We start from the raw sequence: 13,192 nt of genomic DNA on the forward strand, positions 1-13,192 counted from the left end.
ACAGCTCATCATTCAATTTGTGAGAAGAACTTTCCGAAAGTTGTATGCTTCCGGAAAGTTGTAAAAAGTTATGTTTAAAATTAGTAACCCGGATTTTGCCTAAGGTTAGGGTTTGTTTCGATTTCGCCTTGAGGAATAGAGAAATATTCACGGCCCTCCACATAACTGTTAAATTCGGCGTCATGCGCTTGTAGTTCTGCAAGCTTAGCAGGATTTTCCAACCATCCCCAACGACGGATATCGTCGAACCTGTGGCCTTCAAATACAAATTCCAATAATCTTTCGTGTGCAATTTGTTCGCGCAACTGATCTTTGCTCATGGTGGCGAACTCGGCTTCACGGTCCGGTAAGTCAACACGATCTCTTACATCTTGAATGTATTGAGCGGCGATTGCACGCTGATCCAACTCATTCTTGCATTCGGCATACATTAGCAAAACATCCGAATATCGAAAAAGTCTTTCATTGATTCCGGATCGCCAGTCTTTTTCATCGGGACGACCGCTATCACCATTTCCATATTTCTTTACACCGGTTTTTCCCAAATCAGTTGCATAGACCGTCTGGAAGGATTGGCCATATAACATGGCACCAGGATAGTTGTAGTAAATTGTCGCTCTTAGGCGAGGGTCATCTTCGGCAGCAATTGTTTTTTCCTGTAAAAATTCATCAACAACCCATGCCGTAGGCGCAACGTCGTTCCAGCCAAAAGGTGCCGGCGCATATGTAATAGCGCGGGCAGTCGTCTTGCTCCAATCGGCAGCCGGGGCATCCACCCAACCCAACACAGTTCCGCCTACTTCTCGAGAAAATTGTATCTCAAAAATAGATTCTTTATTGTTCTCAAATTGTTCCGTGAAGTTGTCACCATAATTTTCCATCAACCCGTAAATACCCAAACCCATTACTTCCTCAAATTTTTGCGCAGCATCTGCAAAACGATTGTTGAACAAATAAGCCTTTCCTAAAAATGCCAATGCTGCACCTTTCGTTGCCCGTCCAACATCCGGAGAATCATAGGATGCAGGAAGTAATTGAGAAGCCTCATCAAAATCGTTGAATATAGATTCCCATACAACTGTTGGTTCAGACTGCGCTGGGAAATATTCCTCGGCACTTGTATACGATTTTGTGATCAGTGGAATGTTGTTGAAGAAGTTAATCAAGTAGAAGTAATTCAAACCTCTTAAAAACAACGCTTCACCTTTAATACGATTCTTTAACGTTTCGCTGGAAAATGTGATCTTATCGATGTTATCCAGCACGAGGTTAGCGCGTGTAACGCCTCCGTAAAATGCAACCCACAACCATTCCTGCATGATCGTATTATTAAAGAGTTTGAAAGAACCAGTGTTGGATAAAACATCCCATGGACTTGGACTCCATACATCGTCTCCCCGGAGGTCCAATGCGCAGGGCGCGAACCGCAAAAACGTTCCGTCGTAGTATAGTGACTGATAAATGGCATTAACACCCTTGATGGCATCTTGCTCTGTTTTCCAAAAGGTTCCTGATGTTTGAACATTGGGATTGCTTTGCTCCACCCATTCTTCGCTGCATCCTGAAAAAAACACCAGCCCTATCGTGAATAAACTGTATATTATTAATTTCATAGTTGACTGAATTTTTTGTTGAATTATAAACCGATCTGAAGTCCGAAAAGCACTGTTCTAGGATTTGGAAGCCCACCGGCGAACGAGTTAAATGGTTTATTTGGATATGCTCCCTGGTCAATGGCACGATCAATAAGACCTTCACTTCCAAAGTCAGGATCGAAACCTGTATAATTCGTGAAAGTGTACAGGTTCTGGCCCGTGACATACACTCTGACTTTAGAAAGCTTTATTTTTGAAAGAATAGTTGGCGGAATTGTGTAGCCTAACTGTACCGTTGTTATTTTCAGGTAGCTCCCATCTTCGAGCCACCGTGAAGACGATCTTCCGTTTTTGTTTGGATCATACATAACAACCCGAGGTACATCGGTATCCGTATTATCAGGTGTCCATCGGTTGAGCATGTTGGTTGCATAATTATCCCACCCTGCGCCATTTTCCAGGGAAGAACGCAGTCCATTAAATATTTTATTTCCTGAAACTCCCGATGCCAGCATCGATAAATCGAATCCTTTGTAAGCAACGTTAAGGTTTAATCCGAAATACAAGTTGGGGATGGCACTTCCCAGGTAAACACGATCGTCGTCATCAATTTTGCCGTCGGGCTGACCCGTTAGTTTTCCATCAGCGCCTCTGCCATTGGTGTCTCTGAACTTAAAATCGCCAGGGGCCGTGGCTGCTTCCTGATAACGCCCAATCGGTGATTGCGTATTTAATGCATCGATCTCCGACTGATTTTGAAAAATCCCGTCAATGGCCCATCCGTAAAGTTCTCCCACCTCACCACCAACCGCCGTACGGCTGATACCTCCATACATTGGTTTATCTCCATAACCTAATGACAACACCTCGTTGTTAAGCGTTGACATGTTTGCGTTAATTCCATAGGAGAATTCTCCTTTCGTTTGTCTGTATCCCAATTGAAATTCGAACCCGCTGTTTCGCACAGACGCACCGTTAACATAGGGAGATTTCCAATTATACACCCCCGTAGATTCTGGAATACGAACACGAATCAACATATCCTCGGAAGTATTATTATAATAATCGGCAGAGAAGGTTAGTCTGTCATCCAGGAAGGCAAAGTCTATCCCTATATTTTTTGACTTCTTCGATTCCCATCGGATATCAGGCGTTGCAAACTCTACTTGAGTCGCACCCACAGCCAGCTGATTGCTAAACACTGCATGAGCGTAAGGATTTATAAATGCTTCATATTGATACGGAGGAATTTCCTGGTTGCCCAATTCGCCGTAGCTGGCGCGTAGTTTCATTTGACTGACGAATCCCAAAGAGTTCATAAAGTTTTCGTTATGTATTTTCCACCCTACGGCTACTGATGGAAATGTACCCCACCGATAATTTGGTCCGAAACGTGAAGAGGCGTCTCGACGTATCGTTGCAGTTAAGAGATATTTATCTTTATAACTGTAGATCAACCTTCCAAAGTAGGACAACAACCTGTTTAATTCTTCGTAACTCGTTGCACTAATTCCGGATGTACCTTGGCTCAATACTTTAAAGTATGGTTCAGTAAATCCTTCTGCATGTCCGTTTATTCTGCTGATACCAGATTGTAAAATTGAATTTCCAATCATCGCCGAAATGTTATGATCGCCAATCTCTTTCGCGTAGCTAAGGGTATTTTCTACTGTACCCGTATAACCATTACCACGCCAGTCATTCATCTTGGCAATGTTGTTTACATAAAACCACCCAAGGTCGTGAACGGGTTGGAAGTAAATATCTTTCCAATCCGTGCGTTCATAACTTAAACTTAGCCTGTACTTCAATCCGGTTATCAGCTCATATTCACCGTAAACATTTCCCATAAACCTATAACGGTCTGTATGACTATCAATCAGGTTATTGAAACCGATGGCATTAGCAGTGTATGAGCCATGTAGCGTTTGGCTGGCGGTGCTATATCCGTCGATGGTAGATGGATCGTACACGGGAAGCGTAGGAATAGCATTCAAAATATAGATCATGCTGGTACCCGTATGCAGGAATGTCATGAAGTTCTGATTGATTTTAGAATAGTTTATTGATTCTCCGAACTTAAACTTTCCACTATTAAAATCAGAGTTGATGCGAAATGAGGTCCGTTCATATGTCGGACCATTTCCTTCGATCGTGCCCTCATGGTCAAAACGATTAATGGAAACATTGAAGGTCGCAAATTCGCTTCCTCCCGATAGGCCTACCGTATGTTCTTGTATTTTTCCAGTTTTAAAAGCTTCTTCCTGCCAGTCTGTGTCGATGTTATTTACAAATAGCGGCGATGCTGGATCATTCGCAGGAAGTATTGGGACATTTGCATTGGCGCTTGCTTCATTTACCAGCAATTGATATTGCTCCCGGTTCCCCACATCAAATCGATTGGCAATATTTTGAAATCCGATGTAACCGTTATAATCAATCTTAAGGCGTCCGGCCTTACCACGCTTTGTCGTTATAATAACCACACCATTGGCTGCCCTTGAACCATAGATCGCTGCGGCGGAGGCATCTTTGAGGATCTCCATCGATTCAATGTCGGAAGTAGGCAGGTCGTTGATAGGAGTCGGAATTCCATCCACAATGTATAACGGTGTGTTGTTGTTAAAACTGCTGACGCCCCGGATCTTGATTTGAGGTGCGGCACCAGGTTCACCTCCGCTATGCACACTTACCCCAGCGACTTGCCCCTGAATGGCCTTTGTAATATCGTTCGTGGCTACAGCAGCGATGGCCTTGGTATCCACAGAAGCAATTGAGCCTGTGAGATCTTCTCGTTTTTGCGTTCCATAACCGATAACGACAACTTCATTTAAAGATTGAATATCTACGGATAATGTAACATCGATAACCGTTTGTGATCCTACAGGTATTTCTTTTGTGGCATAGCCGATAAAACTAAATGTCAAGACTGCATCAGTACCCGGAACTGATAAGCTATATCTGCCCGTAGCGTCAGTCGTTGTACCATTGGTGGTTCCCTTAACCAAAATATTTACGCCGGGTAATGGAGTTTTATCTTCATCCGTAACGGTACCGGTAATGGCAATGTCAAATTCTTTTTCATTGAACATCTCTTTAGGTGGAGTTTCCACCATAGCAACAGAAGAACTATTGCGTGTATGCTTGGCTTTCATCTTTTTCAACACGATTCTATCCTTCACGGCTTCAAATTGAATGTCAAGGGGTGTAAGAAGTTTATCTAAAACGCTGGCAAGCTTTTCATTGGTTGCAGAAATTGAAACGAGTTGTTCCAGCGATATAAAATTCTTGCTATAAATAAATCTGACAGACGCTTTGTCTTCAATTTGTTTCAGGGCGGTACTCAGGGTAGTCTGAGAGATATCCATGGTGATATCCTGATCGAGGGCGCTTTGGGCGTTACCTATTTCTGCGCGGGAAATTCCCGTAAGAATTAGCATAACAACCACCTGGCTCAACGTGATTCTCATAATTTTGATGAGTTTGGTACGCGTTTGTACAAACTGTTTCATACTTTTGATTAGTTGTTTCGTTTGGAAAAATGGGACAATTATCCACGTAAGGCTGAACAAGTATTTCGTGGGTACATTTGATTAGGGGTGTTGCAACCACTCCTAATCTCTTTTGCCTATTGTTGTCGTATTTATGCTTTCATAAAGTGTTGGTTTAGGTTACTACTTTTCACAACCTTCTCCTGACAAGTAGATTGTGTTATCTTTAATTTCATAGGTTGCTTCTACAGACTTACTCAAAAGTTCTAGAATGTCGGGTAAGTTCTGATTGGTAAAATCCGCCCTGATCAGGCAGTTCAGCAGATTCTTATTGCTGGCTTGAATACGAACACTAAATTTTTTATTCAGGATATCAATAACTTCCTTAACAGATACGTTGTCGAATACTACATCTGTTGCTTGCCACATGGACAATTCGGGCAGTTTTTTTGATTCTTCTTTTTCCAATTGATTTTTCTCCTTGAGATAGGTGACTCGTTCGTTAGGGACAAGCAAAACGGAAGTCGTTTCGACTGCCTGATTGTTTTTTGCACCGGCAATGTCCACAGATACTTTTCCTGTTAGCACAGATACTTCAATTGACGAAGATTCATCATAAGCTTTGATATTAAAACTCGTTCCCAAAACTTTGGTCGTAACATTTCCCGTAGTTATTATGAAAGGCCTATGAGCATCTCTTGCTACATCAAAGAATGCCTCGCCTGCTAATGTTAATTCGCGTTTATCCTTTACAAATTCAATCGGAAATTCAATGCGGCTATTTGGCCGTAGCCAAATAAGTGTACCGTCCACTAATTCGTGCCTTGTAATTCCTTCAGAGCTGTTGGAAATGGTTGTATATGTGATCTGCGTTTCCGCAGCTTGCGGTTGTTTCAAATAAAATACGAGTACGCCTATTACCAAAACGGCAGCGATACCTACCGCCGCCTTGTAAAGATTCAGCGTTAAAGACCTTCCCTTTGAATGGAGTGGTGCTATAGCGTTGTGCTCGTGTATTTTTTGTTTAATCTCTTCAAGCATTTTGGCATCGAGACTAACACGTTCATAGATGTCGGCCAATCGGGGATCTTCAGCATCGTTTTCGAATTGCTTAAACCAGGAATCAACCATTGCACGTTCTTCAGGAGTGCATGTTCGTGCCAGATATTTTTTAAGGATATCAGGAAAATTATTTTTCATTAGGTTAGGATTACGACATTCAATAAAGATCCTTCTCTCAATCGATTGAAGCGTTTGTAAAAGGGAAGTCACTTGAGGCTACTTCCATCCCCTACGTGAAGAATAAAAAATTAGATTTTTTTTATGAGAGGCGCATCGCGATGATCGGACTTCAGCCTCAGAACAAAAAGTATGAACTCAGCCTACAAAAAAGATGGAGATACAAAAAAACGTGAAATGTTTCAGATTCGCCCGCAACATTTTGAATGCTTTACCTAACTGGTTTTCTACTGTCTTTTCGGAAATACCTAGTTGGCCGGCAACTTGTTTCATTGATAGATGATGTTGCCGACTGAGTTTAAAAACTGTTTGGCAGGCGGAAGGAAGTTTATCAATTTCTTTTTCGAGTGCCAATTGTAGATCCTGCAACAATACAATTTCTTCAGTCGAGTTGTCAATTGAGTTATGTAACGCTAATTCCTGAGTCACATAATTCTTTTTTACTATCTCATGACGCATGAAATTAATCACTTTGTACTTCATGCTTGACAACAAATATGAAGAAAGACTTTGGATGATTACGGTATGCCTGTTGATCCAAAGACTTGAAAAAATATCCTGAACCAACTCTTCAGTCGCCTCCCGTACTTTTAAACGCTTATATCCCATGGAATAAAGCTTAGGCCAATAACGGTGATAGATCTCTTCAAACGCAGCCATCTCATTGTTCTTCAAAAGTTTCAAGAGCAATTCATCTGAGTAAGTTTCAACCTTTTTGAGCTGCATAGGAACGATTAGATCCGACGAATTCTGGTCCGTTGATCTAAGGTAACAATAAGTGTAAAAAAAACACATTGCGAGGCAAGATATTTTCAAACGATTGAATTGCCAGCGATCAAAGATTCCGGTTCAAATAAATTTTACTCCAATCTCGCTTAGCTTGGCATATTTCTTTTTATCGAACACATAGTAGAAGGCGCCCTTTCGGGATGAAGTTTTATTTTTCTCTTCCAGCCGGTTCAATATTTCAAGTGATAATATCTTTCGTGTAAAATTTCGTTTATCTAGTGGGCTTTCATAAATAGCTTCATAGAGACTTTGTAATTGTGGAAGCGTAAATTTTTCAGGTAAAAGCTCAAAACCAATGGGATGATTAGCGACTTTTTGCTGAAGGCGCTCTTTTGCCTTAGCGACCATTTCTTTGTGATCAAAAATCAAGTCCGGTATTTGATGAAGGGGAAACCAACGAGCTTCGTGTTCAAATTGCATTTGCTCATTATAATCAGCGATGTCAATTAACGCAAAGTATGCAATAGAGATTACGCGTCCTGCCGGATCACGGTTTACGTCACTGAAACAATAAAGCTGTTCCATATAAATATTGTTCATGCCGGTGAGTTGATGCAGGACGCGGACCGCCGCCTGGTCAGTACTTTCATTCAGGTTTGTAAACCCGCCCATGAGTGACCACTTTCCTTTCTCAGGCTCAAATCCTCGCTTGATCAACAACGCTTGTAATTGTTTTCCATCAAAACCAAAAATGATGCAGTCAACTGCAACCAACAGGCGGTCATGACTTTTATATTTACTTATATCCATGAGACTTTAATTGACAATTATACGTAAAAAAAAAGCTTATCGGATGGATAAGCTTTTCTCAATACTATTCATTCATGAAGGAACAAAGTTAGTTTGCTAATCATTTTCATCCTGTGAAGCTGAACATCACGTAAACAACAATCCCGATAACGATGAGCGAAAAAGCAATATCCCATACGTTATAACTATTTCTATTAGCTTGTTTTTGTTGTTCAGTCAGCGAGCTATACGTTAGCCCCTGGATCTGTTCAGGTGACGGCGCAGGCGTTAGATAACTCACTACAACACAAACAATCACGCAGAAAAGGAAGAACCATGCTGCAAATGTCAAAAAGTTTGCTTTTGCAAGCGCATACACAATACCATTGGGATCCAGGCTATCACTTGCCAGTTCCAAACCGATTCGCAAGAAGGCCACAATTAATCCAACGATCAAAGTCGCCAATGCCCCACTACTATTGATACGTCTGAAAAAGATCCCAAGAATGAAAACAGCAGTTATGGGTGGTGCGATGTATGATTGAACCGATTGTAGATATTGATAAAGTACACCCGAGATGTTTTGCATAATCGGTATCCACAGGATACCAAGAATCACTACAATAACAGTTGCTACACGCCCAATATTAAGCAGGTCTTTCTCAGGCGTATCAGGGCGAAGTTTTTTGTATATATCTACCGTAAACAAAGTAGAACACGAATTAAAAACGGAAGCCAGTGAACTCATTAATGCGGCCAAAAGTCCGGCAGCGACAAGCCCTCGCAAACCTGCAGGCATTTTATTCATTAGCAAACTTGCAAATGCTTCATCCGGAGAATCCCAATGTAACTCACCTCTATTCTTCAATGCCAGCGCTACGATACCAGGAACGAGGAAAAGAAAAACCGGGAGCAATTTCAATAATCCACCAAAGATGGTACCCCGTCTTCCTTGGGTTATGTTTCTTGCGGATAATACCCGCTGAACAATATATTGGTCGGTGCACCAATACCACATGCCTACAATTGAACTTGTAATTACTAGACTTGGCCATGGAAATTCGGGATCAGAAGCGGGTCGCCACATGTTCAAATATCCAGGCTCAAGAGATGACCGGAGTCCATCCCATCCGCCAACAGAATTTAACCCTACAAATGTTAATGTTCCTGCACCGAGAACAAGTACGATGGTTTGCAACGCTTCAGTATAAACAACGGCACGCATACCACCAAGGACAGTATAAATACCTGTTAACACGACAGTGACCAATGCGCCAGTCCAAAAACTAATGCCGAGGATTGAAGCGATGACAATACCTCCTGCATATACAGTAACCGATACCTTTGTGAGGACATAAGCTACAAGAGAAAAGACACTGAGGAACCATCGTGTATTTGAATTAAAACGTCTTTCCAAAAATTCAGGCGTGGTAAATACACCACTTCGCATGTAGAAAGGAAGGAAGACCCATCCCAATGTTATTACAAGCCAGGCATGCAATTCATAGATAAGCATTGGAATTTTTCCACCTGCGCCGGCGCCCGCTAGTCCAACAACGTGTTCAGATCCAATGTTGGATGCAAAGATGGATGCTCCCACTACAAACCATCCCAAGTTTCGTCCTGCTAAAAAATAATCTTCAGTATTTTGTTGTTTTCGGGTCATTACCCAAATGGCGAGGGCTGCGATGAGGAAGAAGTAAATGGCTATTACCACCCAGTCCAGCGTTTCAAATCGTTGCATAGTTAGTTTTAGGTTTATGGTTAAAAGGGTTTTGCACCATTAAAATAATTAGAAGACGCCTAACGATAATACACCTCGTTCCACCGCAACATATTCTTGAATTCGTAGAGATCTGTTCCTTTAGTAATGCGAACATATTCGATACCGGCCATTTCTGCAAAATCTTCCATATGCTCTGCGGAAAGATTTTGGCTATAACACGTATGATGCGCTCCGCCCGCATAAATCCAGGCGGCGCAACCTGTGTGCATATCAGGATAAGGTTTCCATAAAACGCGCGCAACGGGAAGCTTAGGGAGATCTTGTTGAGGCGCCACCGCTTCCACTTCATTTACTAAAAGTCTGAAACGATTTCCTAAATCTATAACTGATGCATTCAGCGCGGGGCCAGCTGCACTATTGAAAACAAGTCTTACAGGATCAGCTTTACCCCCGATTCCAAGTGGGTGAATTTCACAGGAAGGTTTACCATCGGCAATTGATTCACATATCTCAAGCATGTGCGCGCCAAGCACCATTGGATTTGACGGATCAAAATGATAAGTATAATCTTCCATGAAAGAATTCCCACCTTTTAAACCACTCCCCATGACTTTCATTGCCCGTACGAGTGCCGCAGTTTTCCAATCGCCTTCAGCGCCAAAGCCATAACCCTCCGCCATTAAACGCTGAACAGGGATTCCCGGAAGTTGAACCAATCCATGCAAATCCTCAAAGGTGTCTGTAAACCCCTTGAAATTTCCTTGCTGTAAAAAAGTACGAAGGCCTATTTCGATTTTGGCTGCATCACGTAAAGCATGGTGTCGGTCAGCTCCTTTTCTTAAGGGAGTAACAACAGAATATTGATCCTCATATACACCAACGAGCTTTGTAATGTCGGCATCGCTTACTTCATTAATAGCCTTAACAAGTTCCCCGATACCATATCCATTGACGGAGTAACCAAATTTAATTTCCGCTTCAACTTTGTCGCCTTCTGTAACGGCAACCTGCCGCATATTATCGCCAAACCGGCAAAATTTTGCGTTTTGCAAATCGTGCCACCCGCTGGCTGCACGCATCCAGACCTGTAGCCGCTGTTGAACGTTTTTATCCTGCCAATGACCGACCACTACCTTCCGGTTCAGCCGCATTCTAGACATGATAAAACCAAATTCACGGTCACCGTGAGCGCTTTGATTCAGGTTCATAAAATCCATGTCGATACTATTCCATGGAATGTCCCGGTTGAATTGGGTGTGCAAATGAAGCAGTGGTTTATTAAGAATCTTTAATCCACCGATCCACATCTTAGCAGGGGAAAAAGTATGCATCCATGCAACAATCCCAATACAGTTTTTTGCAGCATTGACTTCCTGACACAACAGGTATATTTCCTCAGGTGTTTTGAGTACCGGCTTAAATATGACCTTGACGGGAATTATTGGGGAGGCATCAAGCTCCCTGACAATTTGTTGAGAATGTTCAGCGACTTGTTTTAATGTTTCTTCACCGTATAAGTTCTGGCTACCGGTAACAAACCATACTTCTAGCGTTTTCAGGTTGATCATTTTAGTATTTAGTATTTATCTGTTTATAGCTCTATCTTGATATAAGATCCAAATTGGTAATTTTCTCCGGGAACCATATCGTCATCTCACCTTTTCCACGGTGTGCCCATGCGTAGTAGGGAATTAAGGTAATTGGTTTTTCGACAGTTGAGACGCTCTGCCCCGATGCATCGATCACAACAGCAGTAGCTTCGCTTTTTAGAATGGTCACGCCGTTCAAAAGATCTTTTCTGAATTCACTTGAAAACACTGTGCCTACAGGAAGGATGAAATTGCTTGCCGAGCCATTGTTATCCACCCACTCGGCGCAATAGACAAGCGGACCTCGCTGCAAAGCCACTTTTCCGATATCATCTTTCACTTGTGGATTGGCAACGACTCTCCGTACTTCCATCGGCAAGTTTACTTCTATCACATCGCCTTTCTTCCATGTCTTATTGAGCAAGGCATAACCGTTTTCGACTTTAAAAGTAACCGGCTTTTTATTGATGCTGATGGATACCTTGTTGGGTGATGCACTTTCAAAAACGTACAATGAGGAAGGCATTGCTTTATTTTCTGCCCATCCGGGGATACGGATCAACACATTAAAGTCGGTTGGAGATTTGGGTGTCACTTCGAAAACCAACTTACCCTCCCAAGGGTAGTTATTCCGCTGGACGATCTCCACTGACTTTTTGTTTAATGCTAATGTTGTTGTGCTGTTTGCAAAAAGATTTATAAATACGTTATTATCTTTTTGCGCATACATATAGCCTGGTATGGAAGGTATAAGCCTTGAAACATTTGTGGGACAACAAGAACAAGGAAACCATCCTGACCGGCTAGCTTCCATATGGCGATGCGGCATTCCATTTTTTATTTCCATCGCGTTGGTGTAAAAAAAAGAATTGCCGTCCATTCCTACGCCGGATATCAAGCCATTGTAGAGTGACTTTTCAAGAATGTCGATATACTTTGAATCTCCGTGTAGTAAAAACATCCGGTGATTCCAATATACATTCGCTATGGCTGCACACGTTTCATTATATGCGGTCCGGTTGGGCAATTCGTAGTTATCACCAAATCGCTCCCCATCACCAATGGCCCCTACGCCACCCTGTACATAAATCTTTTTGGTAACAACGTTATTCCAAATAGAATCTATGGCTGTTATAAATTGTGTATCACCTGTGAGTGCAGCGACGTCTGCCATGGCGGCATATAAATAACCAGCGCGAACAGCATGGCCTACCGCCTCGAACTGCTCAACTACAGGCTTATGATCCTGCCAATAGGAACCACTCTTCCAAGGATCTTTACTGTTTGGATCATAACCTTTAAAATGTCCCCGTTCTTCAATGAAATATTTAGCGGTTTCGAGGTATTCTTTTTTGTTGGTGATTCGATAAAGCTTAACAAGGCCCATTTCAATAACCTGATGACCTGGTGCAACATGCTTCTTATCATGTCCAAAAACGCTGCAAACGAGATCAGCATTCTTGAGGGCAATGTCCAACAAGTTTCTTTTTCCAGTAGCCTGATAGTGGGCTGCGGCTGCTTCATACAAGTGACCTGAATTGTATAATTCATGGCTAAGTTCCCGTTCTTTCTCCCATCTTTCTTTTCCTGCCCATAGATGTGGCTCCGAGGGATTAATGGTTCTCGCCGTGTACAAATATCCATCTGGTTCCTGCGCATTTTTGATTTTAACAATCAACGAATCAATATAATCGTCCAGCGCCTTGTCGGGATAAAGACTCAATGAAAATGAAGCACCCTCAATCGTTTTATAAATATCCGTATCATCAAATGGAAAAACAGTGCAGAACTTCCCACTCTTAGCTGCCGCCATTTCGAAATTTTTCACACGTCCGGTTTCTTCGCAGCGTTGAAATGACGCAGGAATTGTAACCGTATGATTTGTTTTAATCCGTGGTAACCAAAAGTTATCATTTAACTTAACTTTTGTAAAAGGAACAACCTGAATCGGATAGTCAGCATTTTGAGCGAATGCAGCCACGGAAGAAAGCAGCAGAAGAAAGATTGTTTTTTTCACAGCTTAAAAGTGTTGAA

General features: G+C 42.1%; 8 protein-coding genes. All 8 read right to left on the reverse strand.

Annotation, left to right across the window (positions count from 1 at the left end; all coding sequences use genetic code 11):
* Positions 1–80 precede the first annotated feature (80 nt).
* Complete coding sequence (locus P2W71_RS02340; protein ID WP_276366511.1) at positions 81–1,613, reverse strand: RagB/SusD family nutrient uptake outer membrane protein; 1,533 nt, start codon at positions 1,611–1,613, stop codon at positions 81–83.
* A gap of 23 nt (positions 1,614–1,636) precedes the next feature.
* Positions 1,637–5,107 (reverse strand): TonB-dependent receptor, encoded by a 3,471-nt coding sequence (locus P2W71_RS02345; RefSeq protein WP_276366514.1) that lies wholly within the window; start codon positions 5,105–5,107, stop codon positions 1,637–1,639.
* A gap of 162 nt (positions 5,108–5,269) precedes the next feature.
* The gene (locus tag P2W71_RS02350) at positions 5,270–6,286 is read right to left on the reverse strand and encodes a FecR family protein (RefSeq protein WP_276366516.1); all 1,017 of its coding nucleotides are present in this window, start codon (positions 6,284–6,286) and stop codon (positions 5,270–5,272) included.
* 177 nt (positions 6,287–6,463) lie between these two features.
* Complete coding sequence (locus tag P2W71_RS02355; RefSeq protein WP_276366517.1) at positions 6,464–7,051, reverse strand: RNA polymerase sigma-70 factor; 588 nt, start codon at positions 7,049–7,051, stop codon at positions 6,464–6,466.
* 123 nt (positions 7,052–7,174) lie between these two features.
* On the reverse strand, positions 7,175–7,864 hold the full coding sequence (locus tag P2W71_RS02360) for an NUDIX domain-containing protein (RefSeq protein WP_276366519.1): 690 nt from the start codon (positions 7,862–7,864) through the stop codon (positions 7,175–7,177).
* Between the two features lie 106 nt (positions 7,865–7,970).
* Complete coding sequence (locus tag P2W71_RS02365) at positions 7,971–9,587, reverse strand: sodium:solute symporter (protein ID WP_276366521.1); 1,617 nt, start codon at positions 9,585–9,587, stop codon at positions 7,971–7,973.
* Between the two features lie 59 nt (positions 9,588–9,646).
* Positions 9,647–11,137: an L-arabinose isomerase gene (gene araA, locus P2W71_RS02370; RefSeq protein ID WP_276366524.1), complete on the reverse strand. Its 1,491-nt coding sequence runs from the start codon at positions 11,135–11,137 to the stop codon at positions 9,647–9,649.
* Positions 11,138–11,168: 31 nt separating this feature from the next.
* Positions 11,169–13,175 (reverse strand): glycoside hydrolase family 127 protein, encoded by a 2,007-nt coding sequence (locus P2W71_RS02375; protein ID WP_276366526.1) that lies wholly within the window; start codon positions 13,173–13,175, stop codon positions 11,169–11,171.
* Positions 13,176–13,192 lie beyond the last annotated feature (17 nt).

Source organism: Chryseolinea sp. H1M3-3 (assembly GCF_029360725.1).
GTDB lineage: Bacteria > Bacteroidota > Bacteroidia > Cytophagales > Cyclobacteriaceae > Chryseolinea.